General features: G+C 52.1%; 18 protein-coding genes. 7 read left to right on the top strand and 11 right to left on the bottom strand.

Translation table 11 applies throughout. The annotated features are described in order from the left end of the window. Window positions 1-2 precede the first annotated feature (2 nt). Genes AC0LWF_RS26455 through AC0LWF_RS26445 form a run of 3 tightly spaced genes read right to left on the bottom strand, consistent with a single transcriptional unit; the run spans window position 3 to window position 2829 of the window. A complete protein-coding gene (locus tag AC0LWF_RS26455; protein ID WP_474654481.1) occupies window positions 3-1292 on the bottom strand; it encodes an MFS transporter in 1290 nt (429 codons plus the stop codon). Beyond that, on the bottom strand, window positions 1280-2053 hold the full coding sequence (locus AC0LWF_RS26450) for an alkaline phosphatase family protein (protein WP_474654480.1): 774 nt from the start codon (window positions 2051-2053) through the stop codon (window positions 1280-1282). Before AC0LWF_RS26450 ends, AC0LWF_RS26455 begins: the two co-directional genes overlap by 13 nt. Beyond that, window positions 2050-2829, bottom strand: coding sequence for a DeoR/GlpR family DNA-binding transcription regulator (locus AC0LWF_RS26445; RefSeq protein ID WP_474654479.1), 780 nt, complete (start codon window positions 2827-2829; stop codon window positions 2050-2052). The genes AC0LWF_RS26450 and AC0LWF_RS26445 overlap by 4 nt, the downstream gene beginning before the upstream one ends. 185 nt (window positions 2830-3014) lie before the next feature. Here AC0LWF_RS26445 and AC0LWF_RS26440 point away from each other — a divergent pair, with 185 nt between their 5' ends. Then, window positions 3015-4001, top strand: a complete 987-nt coding sequence (locus AC0LWF_RS26440) for a Gfo/Idh/MocA family protein (RefSeq protein WP_474654478.1) — start codon at window positions 3015-3017, stop codon at window positions 3999-4001. 425 nt (window positions 4002-4426) lie between these two features. On the opposite strand, the gene AC0LWF_RS26435 is transcribed toward AC0LWF_RS26440, so the two are convergent. Beyond that, entirely contained in the window at window positions 4427-5281 is an 855-nt protein-coding gene (locus AC0LWF_RS26435) for a sulfurtransferase (RefSeq protein WP_474654477.1), read from the bottom strand. Window positions 5282-6100: 819 nt separating this feature from the next. Here AC0LWF_RS26435 and AC0LWF_RS26430 point away from each other — a divergent pair. Further along, window positions 6101-6619, top strand: coding sequence for an SRPBCC family protein (locus tag AC0LWF_RS26430; protein ID WP_474654476.1), 519 nt, complete (start codon window positions 6101-6103; stop codon window positions 6617-6619). A gap of 294 nt (window positions 6620-6913) precedes the next feature. Here the strand turns inward: AC0LWF_RS26430 and AC0LWF_RS26425 are convergent, their stop codons facing one another. The 3 genes from AC0LWF_RS26425 to AC0LWF_RS26415 all read right to left on the bottom strand — a co-directional run bounded on the left by AC0LWF_RS26425 (window position 6914) and on the right by AC0LWF_RS26415 (window position 11857). Further along, the gene (locus AC0LWF_RS26425) at window positions 6914-8800 is read right to left on the bottom strand and encodes an ABC transporter ATP-binding protein (protein ID WP_474654475.1); all 1887 of its coding nucleotides are present in this window, start codon (window positions 8798-8800) and stop codon (window positions 6914-6916) included. Further along, on the bottom strand, window positions 8793-10562 hold the full coding sequence (locus AC0LWF_RS26420) for an ABC transporter ATP-binding protein (protein ID WP_474654474.1): 1770 nt from the start codon (window positions 10560-10562) through the stop codon (window positions 8793-8795). The genes AC0LWF_RS26425 and AC0LWF_RS26420 overlap by 8 nt, the downstream gene beginning before the upstream one ends. 146 nt (window positions 10563-10708) lie before the next feature. Continuing rightward, on the bottom strand, window positions 10709-11857 hold the full coding sequence (locus AC0LWF_RS26415) for a phosphotransferase (RefSeq protein WP_474654473.1): 1149 nt from the start codon (window positions 11855-11857) through the stop codon (window positions 10709-10711). 80 nt (window positions 11858-11937) lie between these two features. On the opposite strand from AC0LWF_RS26415, the gene AC0LWF_RS26410 reads away from it, so the two are divergent. The 3 genes from AC0LWF_RS26410 (at window position 11938) to AC0LWF_RS26400 (ending at window position 13492) form a co-directional block, all read left to right on the top strand. Beyond that, window positions 11938-12591 carry an HAD family hydrolase gene (locus tag AC0LWF_RS26410; protein WP_474654472.1) on the top strand — a complete coding sequence of 218 codons (654 nt, stop codon included), beginning with the start codon at window positions 11938-11940 and terminating at the stop codon, window positions 12589-12591. A gap of 60 nt (window positions 12592-12651) precedes the next feature. Continuing rightward, a complete protein-coding gene (locus AC0LWF_RS26405; RefSeq protein WP_474654471.1) occupies window positions 12652-13161 on the top strand; it encodes a GNAT family N-acetyltransferase in 510 nt (169 codons plus the stop codon). Window positions 13162-13288: 127 nt separating this feature from the next. Next, window positions 13289-13492, top strand: a complete 204-nt coding sequence (locus AC0LWF_RS26400) for a DUF378 domain-containing protein (RefSeq protein ID WP_474654470.1) — start codon at window positions 13289-13291, stop codon at window positions 13490-13492. Window positions 13493-13615: 123 nt separating this feature from the next. Here the strand turns inward: AC0LWF_RS26400 and AC0LWF_RS26395 are convergent, their stop codons facing one another. Both AC0LWF_RS26395 and AC0LWF_RS26390 read right to left on the bottom strand, forming a co-directional pair. After that, window positions 13616-13921, bottom strand: a complete 306-nt coding sequence (locus tag AC0LWF_RS26395; protein ID WP_474654508.1) for a 4a-hydroxytetrahydrobiopterin dehydratase — start codon at window positions 13919-13921, stop codon at window positions 13616-13618. A 36-nt stretch (window positions 13922-13957) separates the two neighbouring features. Further along, window positions 13958-14257: a hypothetical protein gene (locus AC0LWF_RS26390; RefSeq protein WP_474654469.1), complete on the bottom strand. Its 300-nt coding sequence runs from the start codon at window positions 14255-14257 to the stop codon at window positions 13958-13960. A 297-nt stretch (window positions 14258-14554) separates the two neighbouring features. Here AC0LWF_RS26390 and motA point away from each other — a divergent pair, with 297 nt between their 5' ends. Both motA and motB read left to right on the top strand, forming a co-directional pair. Then, window positions 14555-15355 carry a flagellar motor stator protein MotA gene (motA, locus tag AC0LWF_RS26385; RefSeq protein WP_474654468.1) on the top strand — a complete coding sequence of 267 codons (801 nt, stop codon included), beginning with the start codon at window positions 14555-14557 and terminating at the stop codon, window positions 15353-15355. Next, window positions 15339-16172 (top strand): flagellar motor protein MotB, encoded by an 834-nt coding sequence (motB, locus tag AC0LWF_RS26380; protein WP_474654467.1) that lies wholly within the window; start codon window positions 15339-15341, stop codon window positions 16170-16172. Before motA ends, motB begins: the two co-directional genes overlap by 17 nt. Window positions 16173-16240: 68 nt before the next feature. On the opposite strand, the gene cuyB is transcribed toward motB, so the two are convergent. Together cuyB and AC0LWF_RS26370 are read right to left on the bottom strand one after the other, a co-directional pair. Next, window positions 16241-16954, bottom strand: coding sequence for a cysteate racemase (gene cuyB / locus AC0LWF_RS26375; RefSeq protein WP_474654466.1), 714 nt, complete (start codon window positions 16952-16954; stop codon window positions 16241-16243). Between the two features lie 25 nt (window positions 16955-16979). Beyond that, on the bottom strand, window positions 16980-18479 hold the full coding sequence (locus AC0LWF_RS26370) for a Mur ligase family protein (protein ID WP_474654465.1): 1500 nt from the start codon (window positions 18477-18479) through the stop codon (window positions 16980-16982). Between the last annotated feature and the right edge of the window lie 181 nt (window positions 18480-18660).

Genomic DNA, 18660 nt, shown 5'->3' with positions numbered 1-18660 from the left:
AGTCAGATTCTCGTATGCGCAGCTTCTGATAATCGCGCAAATGCTCCCCACTTCCTCACGCACAACATACTGACAACCAGACCTATTATGGAAATGAATCCCAAGACGAGAATGGTAAATCCCCAGCTAGACCATTCAGTTAACGCCGCAATTCCGTAAATGGATACCGCGCTTCCCAAATAAGCGAATGCATTCACTAATCCTGAAACTGTCGACACTTTCCCATAATTTGAAAAATGCGTAGGCACGAGACTGATCAGCATCAGATTGATGCCGTGAACGCATCCTATCAGAATCGCCATCAACAACACGGAACCAATGGCATTCGAAGCGAATACCATCCCGAGCGCCAAAGCGGCAGCTACGACAATCATCCACAAATACACGGTAGTCTTTATCTCGTTAGCAACGTAACGTTGAACGTGCGCTGCGATGGACACACTCAGTATGGAAAAAACAGGTAAAATAATGGCGGTCAAAATCGATATCGAGGTTTTGATGTGATAAACGTCCTGGATATAGGACGGCATCCATGTCGTAATCCCGTCACGCAATGCCCCTTGAAACACAACCACTAACATGATAGGACCTATCCCCGAAGCGGCGATAAGCGCTCTAAGCCCGTTATTGCCGGCAGGCATGTTGGTTCCCCTAGATTTTCCCTGCTGAGAGGAGGTTTCCTGCTCTTCGATTTTAGCCCTATCTCCAAATTCTCGGGTCCCGAAGAGCCAGATAAAAGCCACCAACATCCCTATAAGCGCGGGAAGCGCAAAAGATAAGCGCCAACTGGACACCATAATACTTAAAGGCACCAGCAAATAAACGGCAATGGTGCCAATGGAGGAAGCCGTTGTAACCCCAACACTCACCTTTCTATATTGTTCCCTGGTAAGATTCTGCGACATGATTCGGACAAGCGGTGGCCAAAGCATCGATTGAAAAATACCATTAAGAAACCAAATGACGATCAAAGCTGCCATATCGTTCATAAGAGAAATGAGAGCATTGCAAATGGCCGTTGATAACAGCCCGCTAAAAATAAGAATGCGCGGATGAAAGCGGTCCCCTAGCACGCCGAATATTGGCTGACCGATCCCATAGGCAATAAAGCTGCCGATCACGGCCAAACCGGCAAGCTGATTCGACACCTCTAAGGAGTCTGCGATGGCAGAGACGGCTGCCATAAAATTATATCGCGTAAGATAACTCGTGCCGTATACCAAGCAGCACAAAAGGCTGAGTATATAAACTTGTTTTTTTGTTAGTTTGGCCGATCTTTTTAGAGCAGGCATGTACCCTCCCAGTCCTTATTGCTTTGCAACCCAAGCAGAGATGCAACAGTAGGCGCAATATCAAGAATGCTCGCAGGACCGATCTCTTGTCCTGGGACTGTGGTCCTCCCTTGAATCAGGATGGGAATGGTCATATCCTCCGGCTTATCTGTCCCATGTCCACGCCCATGTCCGCCATGATCGGACGTGACGATAACGGTATAGTCTTCTGGGATGGCGCCCGCAATCCGCTCTACACATGCCCATGATTCATAAACGGACGCAATATATTCATCGGACATCCAGCCGTATTTATGACCAACTTCATCCACATTACCAAGGTATAAGAACGTGAAATCCGGCTTTTCCTTATTCATATAGTCCATCGCGGAATCGGTCAGAAATTGATTCGACTTCTCATAGTCGATATCACCAGAGCTATAGCAGCTGAAAGCCAGGGAGCCTGGGCGCGTCAAATCGCGAAGCTCCGACCAATTATGAAAGAAGCCGCATATTTTACCGTGGGCTCGGAGATGTTCGCAAAGCCCGTCGATCGGTCTCACCTGGGGAGTATAGATATTCGTCGTAATGCCGTGACGCTCCGGCGGAACACTATGAAACATGGACATGTGGCAGGGCAGCGTTACACTGGGCATGACCGTCTGCGCTTGTAATGTATAGCTTCCATCGTTCATCATTCTTGCAATAAATGGATGCTTCGCCTTCTCCAGACTGTCGGCACGCATCCCGTCTATCGAGATTAGCAATACTTTTTCACTCAATTTAACCCCTCCTCAGAATTATAAATCTGAACTCCTCTTCTCCTGTAAAGCTGCCGCAGATCGTCTGGCAGATTGGAGTCCGTGATGATTCGATACGATGGCAATAAATCGCATAGCTTGATGCTGGCGGTTGTTTCAAACTTTGAACTGTCTGCAAGGAGAAACACTTCGTCCGTATTCTGAATAAAAGCACGCTGAATATCGAATAACTCATGAACGAATACGCCTGCTCCTTGACGCAAAGAAATCGTATTGGGAAACACAAACGCTTTGGAAAAATGCAGACGCTGAACCGCATCCAGCGCCAGATGACCGTAAAATGCCTGCTCCTCGCGCAAAAATTGGCCGCCTATTTGAATGACCTTAAAATCCTTGGCCTCGGACACGATCTCAAATACTTCCGGGGAATTGGTCACGACGGTAAGATGACGGAAATTCTCCTTAAGCAAGGGTGCCAGTTCCAACGCGGTGCTGCCCGAGTCGATCGCAATCGTATCATTCTCTCTGACAAAACGAACCGCGATTTTTGAAAGGTTCTGTTTCAGGGAGTTATTCTCCGACAAACGACTTTCGAGCTTGTCCAGCTTCTTCATCTTCAAGATCGACACAGCCCCGCCGTGTACACGCTTCAACGCTTGCTGCTTCTCAAGAAATTCCAAATCCCTCCGAACCGTTTCGATGGACACTTGGAACCGCATCATCAGGTCCGCCACTGCAACCGACGATTGCTTCTCTAGCATATCAATGATCTTTGCACGACGTTCATTTGCAAACAAATACAATCAACTCCTCGCAAATACACATAAATTTTATATTTATTATAAGAAATTGTAAAGAGTGGCAAGAATAGCGTTAGCAATTATAATGCCTTCCGGAGGGGGAGGCCATTAGTTATGCGCTTCCTTTATATCGGATTTTGAAACATAATAGAGAGAAATAACAAGCGAATGGGAGTGGAAGCGTGACCAAGATAAGGACAGCTGCAATTGGACTTGGCATTATGGGGCAAAGTATGATTTATGATCATTTTTACAAGTATCCGGATGATATAGAGCTCATTGCAGTCTGTGAATCAAACGCAGAAACGCTTCGTTTATTTGCCGAGGCTAATCCTAACGTTCGGACGTACAACGACTACAAGAAACTGCTGGAAGAGGAGAAGATAGACCTGCTTTATATCGCCGTGCCGCCTTCCAAGCACTACGAGGTTGTCCTCACCGCGTTTAGCAAGCGTATTCATGTGTTCTGCGAGAAGCCGCTGGCCAGCAGTTTGGAAGAAGCGAAGCATATGATGCATGCGGCGGTTCAAACTGGGGTGCTGCATGCGGTCCATTTCTTAAATCCGCTATCCCCATCTTCCGTAAAGCTGCAAAGACTGTTGGCTGAAGGCGAGATTGGCAGGGTGACGTCAATCGATCTGATTCTGCAATTCACGCAATGGCCAAGGGCATGGCAAAACAACCCATGGATTGCATCGAGGCGTGAAGGCGGGTTTCTTCTGGAAGTGGGCATTCATTGGATTCACTTGATCCAAACGATATTCGGTCCAATTACGCATGTTCGGAGCAACGTCAGCTATCCGGAGGATTCCGGTGCCAGTGAAACCGGGGCCGAGGCAACCTTGACGCTTCATAACGGCGTGAATATCCATTTATCCGGTACGACAAACGCTGACAAGGAGCGTATCTCGATGGTTATTCACGGCGACCAAGGCATCCTTTCGTTGGAGAATTGGAGCAACTTGTTCATGGGCGAAGCCGGCGGCGCGTTGCAGACCGTTTCCGTGGACGATGCAGACAACCTGCTGCCGGTTATCGGTCACATTATTCGCAGGTTAAGAGGCGAGCAGGGTACGATATTTGACTTTATTGATGGCTATCGTGCACAGGCGGTTCTGGAAGCATTGCAGAATCCGGTTGACGGCCAAGTTGCCATCGATCTGGGTTAACCTAGCGTAGCCGCCAAGAACTCGCGGCTTTATTTTTCAAGAGGAAGCCCACGGCTGTGTCAGGTCCGTGGGCTTCTTTATTTTAGGAGGAGTGTGGTTTATTTGAAAAAATGTCCAAGGCGTTCAGGTAAAAGCCTGTAATATTCAATACCGGCACCAACAATTTATCTCGTTGTACTATTTGTGTAAACCGTAAATTCTACAGGTATTGGCACTTCGTTACTGTAAATAAATCCACCATGCGCTATACATTGATTTCCTCGATACACCGCCTCCTGCCCAGTGAAGATTTCCATATATTAGAAAGTTACTAACAATTGAAATAATAAAATAGCTTCCTTTTCGGATCACAAACTTCAAGCCATAAAAAATACAGAGCCATGGCATTTAGCTAACCATACTCTGTATTTAAAATCGATGTACTGTTATTCTCCCTTAATCTTCTCTTCGTCTCCGGTAGCGATTGGGTTAGATGCGTAAGTAATCCAGTCACTCCAGCTTCCCGCATACAGCCTCACATTCGCGAAGCCCGCTTCCTGCAGCGCCAGCACGTTCGGGCACGCAGTTACACCGGAGCCGCAGTAGACAATGAACTCGCCGTCTTGCGGCAGCCCTTCGAAGCGAGCAGCTTGTCCCTCTGCACTCTTATACTTTCCGTCCGCGTCGCGGCCTTCCGCCCAGAAGCGGTTGATCGCGCCTGGGATATGACCGGCTACGCGGTCGATTGGCTCGACCTCGCCGCGGTAGCGTGCACCTTCGCGCGAGTCGATCAGGGTCACTGCTGCATCCCCCAGCTTCTCCCGCACCTCGTCGGCTTCTACCAGTAGGTTATGCTGTACCGTCGCCAAGAACTGCGCAGGGATAAGCACTTTCTGATCCGCTGTTACAGGGAACTCCGCATTCTTCCAAGCTGTAAAACCTTCATCAAGAACATAAACCTCTTCATGGCCCATGTACTTGAGCAGCCACCACAGACGCGAAGCCATTGCCCCGCCTTGGTCGTCATACGCAATGACGCGCGATGCGTTGCCAATACCCGCACGGCTCAGCGTGACGGTCAGCTCCGCAATGTCCGGCAGCGGATGGCGTCCGCCATGCTCCTCGATCGGAGCGGACAAGTCCTTCTCCAGATCCAAGTATACAGCGCCTGGAATATGCGATTCCGTATACGCCTCACGACCCGACTCCGGCTTCCCAAGCTGGAAACGGCAATCGACGATAACGATATCCGATTCATACATGCGAGCGAGCAACCATTTTAACGATACGATATTTTTCATAGAGCTTTACCGCCTCCTCTAGATCCTCAAAAATCGAATAACTAGATTATACAACAACGGAGCCCCTCTTCGCCTCTCATGCGGATCACTCACCCACACAAAAATACAAGCTCCAGCCAACTTCAAGCTGCGCCCTGTACCGAGTTCTTAAGCTCAGCCCCTTCAGCCTTGCCGCCGGGTACGGACAACCCATTCCGCACATAATAGGTCAGGAACAGGACAGGCACCAGCAGCAGCGCGAACACCGCAACGAGCGTGATGCCGAAGCTTCAGATCATCCAGAGAAAAGAAACCGCCTTCGAGAGATCGTCTACATATCCGTTCATGACCAGTGCGAGCAAAAGCCGCTGCTGAAGACGCTCGCGACATTGATTCTGCTTGAATAGCAATGCACCTTCGGTTGGCCGCTGCCGCATTAAACCGATAAACCGGCCAGAAATCGCCCCCTTGTATTCCTTGACAGGAATATTCCTATTAGGGTATATTCAAGTCAGGACTTCACTTTCAGGAGGAATAGCAATGGCGAATCATGAAACAACGAACCAAGAGCTGCTTGTCATTACACGTACCATTCATGCACGCTGACGTTCGCGGAGAGCAACGGCCAGACTATTCTTACGCTTCAGAGCGCCGCTCATCAGGCGAACACAGCTCAGCGGGCCTTCTATCAGTCCTTGTTTGATTCGATGCAGCAAGGCTTCGGAAGCATATTCGATCAGCTTGAAGTTTACTTGGCGGCACAGAAATAAGAAACAAGCTATTCATCCTGCAATTTAAGAATAAGAAAGAAAACACGCCAAATGGAGGCATAGATAACGAATGACGACGAATAATCAAGCAACCAACGAGAGTGGACTACTCATTACACGTACGTTCGACGCACCGCGCGAGCTGGTGTTCAAGGTATGGACGGAAGCCGAGCATTTGAAGCACTGGTGGGGACCAGCTGGCCTTGAGCTGGAAGTCATTAAGCTGGATGTGAAACCGGGAGGTATTTTCCACTTTGGCATGACAGCTCCTGACGGCAACAAGATGTATGGCAAATTCGTTTATTATGAGATCGCAGCACCGGAGAAGCTCGTATTCACAAACTCCTTTGCCGACGCAGAGGGCAATACGATCCAGCCTCCATTCTCGGACGAATTCCCAACGGAAGTAATGAACACGCTGACGTTGACCGAGCAAGATGGCAAGACGGCCATTACGCTCCAAGGCGGGCCGCACAACGCGGGCGAAGCCCAGCATGCGTTCTTCAAAGCGATGCACGAGTCCATGCAGCAGGGATTCGGCGGCACGTTCAAGCAGCTCGAGGATTACCTGGCAACTCAGCAAGCTTAACTGCAGTCTATACACACGCAGAAGAGACCGCCCAACAAGGCGGTCCCAAAGGATCGGGAAGGAGCTATAGCTCCTTCCTTCTTTGTGTTTGGGGCAAAATTGTAACGGTTGCTACAGCGCTTATATCCCTATTTTCCAGCTCATTTTGGCGCTAACGGTTGTTATGGAGGCTATTCCTTCGAATTAATCACTTAATGGCCCGTTCTCAGCCAAATAACGGCGCTGGCAACCATTAGCGGAAAACTAGCGCCCTTTCTCGCCAGATAAGGCCGCTCACAACCGTTAGCCCAGCCATTACCCCTCGCCCAAAATAGCCCCGAACTGGTTCGTAAACATGCGATGATACACGCCTTGCCGGTCCAGCAGCTCTTCATGGGAGCCCCGCTCCACAATATTGCCGTGGTCAATGACCATAATAGTGTCGGCATCGCGAATCGTATTCAAGCGGTGCGCGATGAGGAAGCTGGTCCGCCCATGCAGCACGCCGCGCAGCGCGTCTTGAATGTGCAGCTCCGTCCGCGTATCAATGCTACTCGTTGCCTCATCGAGGATCAGAATCGACGGGTCGGCCAAGATGACCCTCGCAATGGCGAGCAGCTGCCGTTGCCCTTGGCTAAGATTGGATCCATTCTCCGCGAGCACGGTATCGTACCGAAGCGGCAGCTTGCGAATGAACGGTGCGGCATTCGCAAGCCTAGCCGAGTGCTCCATCTCGGCGTCGGTCGCGTCCGGCTTGCCGTACTTGATGTTCTCCCGAATGGTGCCGGAGAACAGATACGTATCCTGCAGCACGATGCCGAACGCCTGCCGCAGGCTGTCTTTCGTATAGTCGCGAATATCGCGCCCATCGATGCGGATCGAACCGCCCGTCACATCGTAGAACCGCGTGAGCAGGTTCACGATGGTCGTCTTGCCCGCTCCGGTCGGCCCGATAAGCGCTGTGCTCGTGCCTTCGGCGGAGTCGAAGCTCACGCCGCGCAGGATCGGCATATCGGCGCGGTAGCCGAACGACACGTTGTCGAAGACGACGTGCCCGCGCGGATTCGCCAGCCGCACAGCTCCTTGCGGATCGGCCGGCTCTTCCTCTTCATCGAGCACCTCGAACACCCGCTCCGCGCCTGCCACGCCGGACTGCAGCGTGTTGAAGAGGTTCGCCAGCTCAATAAGCGGACGGACGAATTGGCGCGAATAGCTCAGGAAGCTGGCTATGACCCCGACCGTAATATGCCCGTTCACCGCCAGGATGCCGCCCACAATGGCGACCGCCGCAAAGCCCACGTTATTGATGACGTTCATAATCGGCATCAAGAATCCAGAGCGAATCTGCGCCTTGATTCCAATTGTGCGCAGCTCGTTATTGACCTCTTCGAACTCGGAGATCGCCTTCTCCTCGCGGTTGAACGCCTTCACGATCTGGATACCCGAGATCGTCTCCTCGATATGACCGTTAAGGATGCCAAGCTTGTTCTGCTGCGCTTTGAACAGAGGTCCCGTCGCCCGTGCGATCGTCCGCGTTAGCAGGAACACAGCCGGCACCGTAATTAAGCTGGCCAGCGTGAGCAGCGGACTGAGGATGAGCATCATGATAAGCGCGCCCGTAATAGCGACCGAGCCTGTCATGATCTGCACGGCCGACTGAGCAATCGTATTGCTGACGTTGTCGATATCGTTGGACATTCGGCTCATCAGCTCGCCATGCGTCCGCGTATCGAAGAATCGGATTGGCAGCTTATGCAGCTTCGCGAACAGCGACTCCCGCAGCCGCCCGACGATGCGCTGCGATACGCCCGCCATTAACCAGCCCTGCAAGAGCGTCAGTCCGCCGTCGGCAATATAGGACACAACAAGCGCAATGAGCACAAACTCCAGCAAGCCAAAATCAACGGCACTGCCGCCGGCCGCACCGGTCGTGGCCATCGCATCAACCGCCCGCCCGATCAAATACGGGCCCGACAGTGTAATAAGCGAGTCTACCAACACGATAACGAATATGACCGATAGCAGTCCGCGCTCCTTGCCAAGATACGACCACAGACGCCGCACAGTCGCCCCCATGTTCTTCGGCTTCACGACTTGACCGCGTTGCATGAATCCGCCTCTGCCTTGCACGTTCACCACTGGCGGCGCAGATGCGTTAGCTGCGGTCTGCTCTCCGCGTTTCTTTTGCTCAGACTCAGACATTCGCATGCGCCTCCTTGCCGGTCTGCGACCGATAAATTTCCTGATACGCCGTGCAGCCTCGCATGAGCTCATCATGCGTGCCCGAGCCGACGATCTCCCCGCCGTCCAGCACGATGATGCGATCCGCATCCATGACCGAGGACATCCGCTGCGCGATCAATATACAGGTCAGTCCCTGCGCATATTCCCGCAGCGCTTCCTTAATGTTCGACTCCGTCGATGTATCAACGGCACTCGTGCAATCGTCCAGAATCAAGATCGAAGGCTGGCGGACGAGCGCTCGCGCAATGGACAGCCGCTGCTTCTGACCGCCCGACAGATTCACGCCGCCTTGTCCAAGCAGCGCGTTATAGCCTTCGGGCGTATCCATAATGAATTCATGCGCCTGCGCCATGCGCGCCGCCCGCTCCATCTCCGCATCGCTCGCGCCTTCCTTGCCCCACAGCAGATTGTCACGGATCGAGCCGGTGAACAGCACCGTCTTCTGCGGCACAATAGCGATCCGCTCACGCAGCAGCCTCGGCTCAATATGACGAATATCTTCACCGTCCACTTCAATCGTCCCGCTCGTGACGTCGTAGAAGCGCGGAATGAGATGGACGAGCGTGCTTTTGCCCGAGCCCGTTGAACCGATAATGCCAACCGTCTCGCCAGGCTTACAGCTCAGCGTAATATCGCGAATCACCGTCTCTGACTGGGCATAGGCAAAAGAAACCTGCTTAAACTCGACACTCCCAGCTCCAGCTCCAGTACGAGTATCAGAACCAGCCGCTGCTGCTGTTCGCTCGCCGAGCGCCACATCCTCCTTCCACGACATCGCATCCTTCTCCGCGAATACCTCGCCAATGCGCTCCGCCGAAGCTTTTGCCCGGACGAACATGGTGAAGACGTTGGAGATCATAAGCAGCGAGAACAGAATCTGCGTCATGTAGTTAATGAACGCGATGATGTGGCCGACCTGCATATGGCCGGCATCGACCCGCAAGCCGCCGATCCAGATGACCGCGGCGATACCAAAGTTGACGGTCAGCATAATGCCCGGGCTGAAGATGGAAAGCATGCGCATCGCACGAGTGGATGCCTGGCGGTACGCGTCATTCACATCGCCGAATTTCTCGGTCTCGTAATCGAACCGATTGAATGCCTTGACCACCCGAACGCCGGACAGATACTCCCGCGATACGCCGTTCACCCGATCAAGCGCCTGCTGCACACGCGTAAAGAGCGGAAACCCGATACGCATATTGAACACAATAAGCACCGCAACGAGCGGCACCACAACGGCGAGCACGAGAGATAGCGGCGGATTAAGGCGAACCGCCATAATGAGACTACCGATACAGATAAGCGGCGCCTTTACGAAGATGCGCATTAGTCCGTTCGTAAAGTTCTGAATCTGGGTCACGTCGTTCGTCAATCGAGTCACGAGCGAAGCACGGTCGAACTTGTCAATACTGCCTGCCGACATCGTCTGAATTTGCCGGAACAAGTCCGAGCGGAGCCGGGTACCAAAGTTCAGGGAGACGTGGCTGGAGATAATGTTCCGCAGCGTCGCGCCAGTAGCCCCAATAGCGGTAATGAGCAGCATATAGCCGCCAAACCGGAACACGTAGTCCAGCTCCTTATTCGCGACCCCGACATCCACAATGCGCGACATGAGCGTCGGCTGAAGCAAATCACAGAACGCTTCAAGCATGAGAAACAGAATAGCTGCTGCGAACGGTTTACCAAATTGGCGAAAGTACGGCTTCAGAAAGTTCAAGGTTCAGGACTCCCTTTTCTCATTCTTCTTTCTTCTATTGTACCTACTGCAGGAAGCAAAATGGAAATCGATTCATATGTAAAAAAAGACAGAGATCTTCTCTAAAAAGGGACTTCCCTGCCATTATGAAGCGTTTTCGCAGCTTTTTAAATATTAAGCAATGTTCTAGCTTCCGAGTCCATTTCCATATGAATGGAAATAATCTGCTCAAGCCGCTCCATTCGTTTTCCCAACTGCTCATCCTGCGGATTTTCTTCTAGCTGAGCCGCCCACGCCAAGTATCTCGGCACTTCCCAGACGCTCCGAAGCGCAGTTGCAGCACAGAAGCCATATCTTGCAAATGCCACATCACCTTCCCAACCAGCCGCCCGCAATCCATCAACGTAGGAGTCAAAAAGCGACGCTCGATAATCACGATACCTCTCAGGTGGAATGACACCCGTACTCATATGTACCCCGAACAGCTTCGCAAGGTCCTCGCCTACGCCGGAGATACTCATAAACTGCCAGTCAATAAGCACAACTTGTTCAGCGCCTGCACCATGCTCATCCCGAACGAGCAGGATGTTCTTATGGCTCAGATCCTGATGGGCCAGCACACGGGGCAGGCGGTCGAGCGCAGCCAATAATTGTTCCTCATCCCGCTCCAACCTCCGGAACCACGCCCACATGCTGCGCTCATTCTGCTTATGCAGCTGATTAACGTAAGGATGCGGGTCGGGTACGTACTTCCGGCTCCCGACCGTCCACGACTTCAGCCACCTTCGACAGATCCAAGGTTCATTCGGAAGCTCCCGGCGGCCCGTAAGATACTCCCCGTTAAACCGGCCAAGCTGATACGCGATAAAATCCAGCTGATTCTGCGTTTGCGAATATTTCCCTTGCCTAACATGCTCCATCCACAGCCATATCGTGCCGTCCGGCTGTTCCTCAACCAGGTAGCTCTTCGGCGCATGAATCATCTGGGGTAGCTCATTCAGCAGCCCGGATTCGAGGAGCAGCGCCTCTCGCCGCCAATAGTTATGATGCTGTTCATCGCCCTTCTCATCGTCGCTATCCGGCTTTGATACCTTCACCACGAGCGACCAGGACCGCTCCTCGCCACGAACATGAGCGAATCCGTGCACACGGTAAATGCCCGCCGTCGTAAAGTTCAGTGATCCACTGACCAAGTCCTCACACATCACGGATATAAGCTCCACACGATTCTCGCCAAACATTTGCTCCAGACAGCCGCGAAGCTGCTCCATTTTCCCCTCGATTGGCAAGCTTGCTCGGCTCTCCACATGCAGCACATGATCATCCTCCGCTATAATCCAGATTATTCCTATAGTATACTACTAGTATTCTCTCGCCAGTAAGGAGTGTGGAAGATTTGCCTACCCGTACCGTGTTATTCGACTTCGACGGCACGCTTGCCGATACGCTGCCCTTGTCGTTCGAAGCATTCAAGGCCGTGTTCCAGCAATACGACAACCGTAACGTATCCGAGGAAGAGATTGTCGCCATGTTCGGACCGACGGAAGACGGCATTATTGCCCGCAATTTGAACAACCAAGCCGCGGTGCAGGAAGCGACCGCACTCTATTACGAAATTTATAGAAACGGCCACTTCAATGACGAAGGCCCGCTTCCATCCGACATCACACAGATGCTTGCCACGCTCCGAGAGCAAGGCATGAAGATCGGCGTTATTACAGGCAAAAGCAAGAAAGCCTTCCTCATCTCATCCGAAGCGCTGCAGCTCTCTTCTTTCTTCGATGTTGTAATCACCGGGGACGACGTGGAGCAGCCGAAGCCGCATCCCGAAGGCATCCATAAAGCGCTGCAAATGCTTGGCTCACGCTTGGATGAAGCCGTCTTCCTTGGCGACAGCAACGCCGATATTCGAGCAGGCAAGTCCGCTGGCATGCGCACTTACGGTGTCCAGTGGCTTTCTACTTACCAGAGCGCAACCTTTGAGATCGAGCCTGACCACATTTTCACAAGCACGGGGTCATTTCTTGACCTTATTCATAGCGACAGCTAGCATTGCCGATATTATAGACATCTAGAATCTACACGTTTGCGCACAAAGGAGACCTCACTCGTGACCGCACCAATTAAAGCCCCGACCAACAAGCTCGCTGTCATCCCGCTAACGGACTGCCTCGCCGAGCAGCTGGCAAGCTGGCGCTATGAACCGCCCTTTGATTTCTATAACTGGTCCTCCTGGAAAGTCATGCAGCAGCTTGGCATGGAGTTTGGCGATCCAATCGTGCGAGATCAGCAGTATCGCGCGGTGACGAATGAAGCAGGCGAGATGATCGGCTTCGCGCAATTCTTCCCTTTGCTCGGCGTGACACGGCTTGGGCTCGGCTTGCGTCCGGATCTGTGCGGGCGGGGGCTCGGGCTTGCGCTCGTTCGGGCGATCGTAGCTGAGGCAGAACGGCAGGCGCCCGCCGACGAGATCGATCTGGAGGTCCACGTCTGGAACGAGCGTGCAATCCGCACCTATGAGCGTGTGGGCTTCGTGATCACCGACACCTATGCCAAGACTACCGCAGCCGGCATGGTTGATGTTCACTGTATGTGCTATACGCCACAAGCGATGGACTAGCGCTCACCTATCGCCCGCGAATGGTCCCTTTACAAAGCGCTTACATTTTTATCGTGCTAAAAGCATTCTCTCCCGCATATCCGTAGTAGTGTCACGAGTCACTATTACTCAAAGGAGGCGGGTCTTCATGAAGGCGCTCAATATTGTGAGCTTACTGATCCTCATTCTCGGCGGGTTGAACTGGCTTGTCATTGGTCTGTTTGAGTACGATGTCGTATCGGAGATTTTCGACGGTCAGGATTCCGTCGGCGCCAAGGTCGTCTACATTATTGTGGGCTTGGCGGCACTATACAGCCTATCGTTCTTCGCCAAGGTGGCAACAGAGGACTGACGGTCCGTTCAGGCTGCACACTTCACACGCTATGTTCAAGCCCGCTGCGCGCTCCATTGAGCGCTCGGCGGGCTCTTTTAATGCCTTTCTTTTCCCTCCCCCACAAATAAAAAGAAACGCCGATTACCCGCGTTCGGGAATCGACGTCTCATACGTTTCGTTATAGCGCCGGGCCGACTCCACGTCGAGCTCCGTCAAGCCGCCCGAATGCCAAGTGGTTAGGCGCAGCGTCACTTTCTTGTAATCAATAGCGATGAAAGGATGGTGATTCATCGCTTCCGCAATCTCCGCCACGCGATCTACGAACGCAATCGCAGCCGGAAACGTGCTGAACCGGTAGCTTCCTTGCATCCATTTCTCATCCTGGCGCGACCAGCCGGCAAGCGCTGCGATTGCAGCATCCACAGCGTCCAGCGCCATTTTTTCCATTTTCGCCAAGGAAACCCCCGCCTCTACCAAGTCATATTAGATGAGCCGAATGATTCTGCTTTCCTTCTCATCCACCGAAACTTCAATAATATGATGCTTCGGACGGTACGTGACAATTCCCCCGCCGACATGAATGACTGGATCCTCGCCAAGGGCATAGAACACATCGTCCGCGAGTGCTTCCATTAATTCGAGCCGCTGCGGCTCTTCAAGCTGCTCCCAATCCTCGGTCTCCATCTCGAAGAAGATATACCCATCCCCTATCGAGTTCAACGCCTCCTTCAGCTCGCCCAGAATATCGACGTACTCCCTTGCATGCTTAACTCCCATTCTCATTTCCTCGCCTTCCGCACAATTTTGAGACAGAATATCTACTATTCTACACGAAATCGGATGAAAACGACTAAAACATCCAATTCGCTCTAATCTGAACGCACCTTTTGCCGATAAATAATATAGAGGTAGGTCTGTCGAAACGAGGTCCATTTTGTCATAATGACACAGCGGTCAGCCGTCTGCTTCCTTTCTCGACGTCGCATCCACATGAGGTGCGCGGATTGAGATTACATCAGGCTTATACGGCCCTGCCGTTTACAATTGTATCCTAATATTCTTAACTAGTTGAGGTGTGTCATGGAAAAATCTACTGTCATTGGTATTGTTCTTGGGCTTATCGCAGTTCTGCTAGGTATGACGCTCAAAGGCGCTCCGATTGAGGCTCTCATCAATCCGGCCGCTTTTGTAATCATTATCGTCGGTACTGCAGCCTCGTTATTCATCGGTTTCCCAATTTCTGAACTGAAGAAGTTCCCGAAACTGATCAAAATGATTTTTGTCGTACAAAAGCTTCTTCCCCGCGAAGAAGTAATCGCCCTCTTCATGGAGTGGGCAACAATTACACGCCGCGAAGGTCTTCTAGCACTGGAGTCGAAGGTCGACGAGATTGAAGACCTGTTCCTTCGTAATGGCATGCGGATGATCATTGACGGTAACGACCAGGATCTCGTTCGCGACGTTCTGCTCGAGGATATCGCTGCAACGGAAGAGCGTCATCGCGCCGGCGCGCTCATCTTCTCCCAAGCCGGCATGTACGCGCCAACGCTAGGGGTGCTCGGGGCCGTAATCGGTCTGATCGCCGCTCTCGCTGATATGAGTGATATGGGAAAACTCGCGCACGCGATTGGAGCGGCTTTCGTTGCCACTCTTTTAGGTATATTCACAGGTTATGTATTGTGGCACCCGATTGCCAATAAGCTGAAACGACTTTCGAAGCGTGAAGTCGAGCTGCGTCTCATGATGGTAGAAGGCTTGCTCTCCATTCAGTCTGGCGTATCTACGGTCGCTATTAATCAGAAGCTGTCTGTCTTCTTAACGCCGACAGAACGTCTGCAACTGAGCCAGAAGGGGGCAGAGGCCGTTGAGCAAAAAGCATAAAGCCGAACACCACGAGGAGCATGCTGACGAAACGTGGCTCATCCCTTATGCCGATTTGCTGACTCTGCTGCTTGCGTTGTTTATCGTGCTTTATGCGATGAGCACCTCCGATTCCAAGAAGTTTGAAGAGATGAGCAAAGCCTTCAATGTTGCGCTAAACAGCGGCACTGGCGTGCTAGATCAAGCCTCGCTCGTCAATCCGCTTGAACAAGTGGTTAACACAACCGAGGTTAATAATGAAGACAATCAGTCCCTGAAGAAGAGCGGCGCTCCGACGCAGGATCAGCTCGACTCGCTGATTAAGAAGGAACAAGAGGATCTTGAGAAGCTGAAGAAGCAGATGGACAAGTACATTCAGTCGAACGGCCTCACGACACAGCTTAATACGAAGCTTAATCAGTCGCAGCTGACAATTACAATCAGCGACAGCTCCCTCTTTGCACCGGGTAGTGCGAAGGTGAAGCCGGAATCCCGGAAGCTGGCCGTCACGATTGGGAACATGCTGCAGAAATACAACGACTATGAGGTCGTCGTCTCTGGCCACACAGACAATGTACCAATGAATTCCAGCGAATTCAATTCAAACTGGGATCTTAGCTCGATTCGGGCTATCCGGTTCACCGATATTTTGCTTGAGAACAAGAAGCTCAACCCTCACCACTTCAGCAACATCGGTTATGGCGAGTATCGCCCTATTGCGGATAACAAAACCGCGCAAGGACGTGCGAAGAACCGCCGGGTTGAAGTGTCCATTATCCGGAAATACGCCGATAGCACGAAATTCGTGACGATTCCGGTCGACCCCACGAAGAAGTAATGCAACAAAACCCGTCAGGCTCTAATGAAGCTTGACGGGTTTTCTTTATGCCTATCTATATGATTCATCTAGTCGCGCGGCAGTGACAGCTCAATTGATTTGCGTACGAGTACGTCCATCGCATCAATGCTGACCCGCTTCGCCTCGGCGCTGAACGGAATAATCGAGAGCTCCGTGCATGCGATGATAACGCACTGACAGCCATCTACTGTAACCAAGTTATGAATGATTTCTTCCGTTTCCTTCGGGTCAATCTGGACGCCGCCCTTAATATCCTTGTAGATGATATTCATCACCTGCTGCTGGACCTTAGGCTCCGGCACATGCGGCACCAAGTTATACTTAAGCGCCGATTTGCTGTAGATTCCGCTGTGCAGCGTGCCGTTCGTCGCCAGAATGCCGACTTTGCAGCCGTCGCCATGCTGCGCATGGATCTCCTTCATCGTCTCTTCCACCATGTCAATGATCGGAATCGGCGTCATCTGCTGCATTTCCTCGATATAATAATGCGCCGTATTGCAAGGCATCGCAATATTCGCGACATCGGCATGCTCCAAAAGTCGAATGTCCTTCTCGATCTCACGGAGAAACGGCCCCGGGTTATTCTCCAGAATGACATGGGTCCGATCCGGCAAGGAAGCATGATTCAAGATAATCATATCAATATGATCCTGATCTATGTCGGCTACTGTTGCCTCTATAATTTGATCAATAAATACGGACGTCGCCTTCGGCCCCATCCCGCCAAGAACACCTAACCGCCTTTTATGCTCCATCATCATTCTACCTACTTTATCCGTTAATCCGTTATCGGTTGTTGCGTTGCTCTTCCAGCTGCTTCAGCGCAATCTCAGCGCCAGGGTCCATCCCTTGGCAGCCTGCGAGCAGAATCAGATCACCGCGGCCCGCCTTAGACAGCGCAGTCGCAATGGCATCCGGTAGCTCACGGTACAGCTGTACATCAATGTTCGCTTCCTTCATTACTTCCAGGAACACCTCTGCTTCCTCATCGGAAACGGTATTGTTCTTGTTCACATGCGACTCGCTTCGCGTAGCGATGATCTCGCGCATCTCCAGCCTGTTCAGCCACTCCACGATCGCCTCTGCGTTCTCGCGGTTAATGACCGGTCCGCGATGACCGCGTATCGCATACACGAGATGGAACTTCTCATAGTCCATATAGCGCATCGTCTCAAGCGTTACATTAATATTGCCCGGATTAGCAAAATGGTCGTCGATGATAATGAACTCATCCTCATGGATGAACTCGAATCTGCGCTCCACGCCGCCGAACGTACGCAGCGCCTCTTGAATGGTCGCGATCGGAATGCCGCACAGCAGCGCCACCGTAATAGCCGCCATCGAGTTGTAAACGGAATGCAGCCCCGGAATGCGCAGCTCCACGCGGAACTCGCCCGGCGTATACTCGATCCCGCCCGCTTTGAACGGCTTCTTGATCTCGACCGTAAACTTGGCGCGGCCTGTTGAGAGATCTAGATCCTTGCAGTGGAGCGTGCCTTCGCTGCTCTTCATGCCGAACGTAATGACCTGCGCCGCCGTCTCCGTAACGAGGGATGCCGCATACTCGTCATCGAGGTTAAGCACAGCGTAGCTGTGTTCACTGGCGCGCTTGATCAAGCTTGCTTTTGCCGCAAAATAGTTCTCAAACGTGCCATGCGAATCTATATGCTCACGGCCCAAGTTATTGAAGCAGACGATATCATAATCAACCGTCTCCACCCGATGGGACTCGAGCGCCGCCGAGGACACTTCCATGCTCACATGGGATACGCCCCGTTCCGCCATCTGTGCCAGATAAGACTGCAGATCAAGCGACTCCGGTGTCGTCAGCTCCGATGGGATCTCCGAATCGTCGATCTTAATAACAACTGTACCGATGAGCCCTGTCTTCAGCCCATGCTGCTCTAGAATCGCGTTGGTCATATAGGTCGTCGTCGTTTTACCATTCGTCGCCGTAATGCCGATCATCTTCAGCTTCTCTGACGGATGACCATAATACGCGCTGCCAAGCTGGGCAAGGGCAATCCGGCTGTTCGGCACGACATATTGCGGCACGTTGACATCGTCTTGCACGCGCTCCACGATTGCCGCTACCGCACCTTTCGCCACAGCGTCGCGCAAATACTTGTGCCCATCGGTCGCGTAACCGGTAATACAGACGAAGAGGTTACCCTCTTGCACTTTACCCGAATGATAAGCAATGCCGGAGATCATCATAGAATCTACGGCTGCCTGATAAGTATCGATAATAGCTGTCTCTTGGAGCAGCTCTCGTAATTTAGTCATGGAATAAGTCCCTTCCGCCCATGAAATGATGTGGATGTCCACTAACTCGCAGCTAGCGCTGCCGGGCTTGTCCAACTCATTACCCGTTGCGGCGTCCTGCTTAAACGCAATTATTTTACAGTTTCCTCTATGCAAAGTGCCTACAATCCTTTATAATTTTACTTCATGTTTTCTAGGATTA

Source organism: Paenibacillus sp. sgz302114, from assembly GCF_056120345.1.
Note: the sequence above shows the minus strand (reverse complement) of the source record. Positions and strands in the feature narration are given on the sequence as shown.

Coding starts and splice junctions, on each gene's coding strand:
- AC0LWF_RS26455 (WP_474654481.1), bottom strand. CDS start 1,292: ATGCCTGCTCTAAAAAGATCGGCCAAACTAACAAAAAAACAAGTTTAT.
- AC0LWF_RS26430 (WP_474654476.1), top strand. CDS start 6,101: ATGACGACGAATAATCAAGCAACCAACGAGAGTGGACTACTCATTACA.
- motA (WP_474654468.1), top strand. CDS start 14,555: ATGGAAAAATCTACTGTCATTGGTATTGTTCTTGGGCTTATCGCAGTT.
- AC0LWF_RS26370 (WP_474654465.1), bottom strand. CDS start 18,479: ATGACTAAATTACGAGAGCTGCTCCAAGAGACAGCTATTATCGATACT.
- cuyB (WP_474654466.1), bottom strand. CDS start 16,954: ATGATGATGGAGCATAAAAGGCGGTTAGGTGTTCTTGGCGGGATGGGG.
- AC0LWF_RS26435 (WP_474654477.1), bottom strand. CDS start 5,281: ATGAAAAATATCGTATCGTTAAAATGGTTGCTCGCTCGCATGTATGAA.
- AC0LWF_RS26390 (WP_474654469.1), bottom strand. CDS start 14,257: ATGAGAATGGGAGTTAAGCATGCAAGGGAGTACGTCGATATTCTGGGC.
- AC0LWF_RS26425 (WP_474654475.1), bottom strand. CDS start 8,800: ATGTCTGAGTCTGAGCAAAAGAAACGCGGAGAGCAGACCGCAGCTAAC.
- AC0LWF_RS26395 (WP_474654508.1), bottom strand. CDS start 13,921: ATGGAAAAAATGGCGCTGGACGCTGTGGATGCTGCAATCGCAGCGCTT.
- AC0LWF_RS26400 (WP_474654470.1), top strand. CDS start 13,289: ATGAAGGCGCTCAATATTGTGAGCTTACTGATCCTCATTCTCGGCGGG.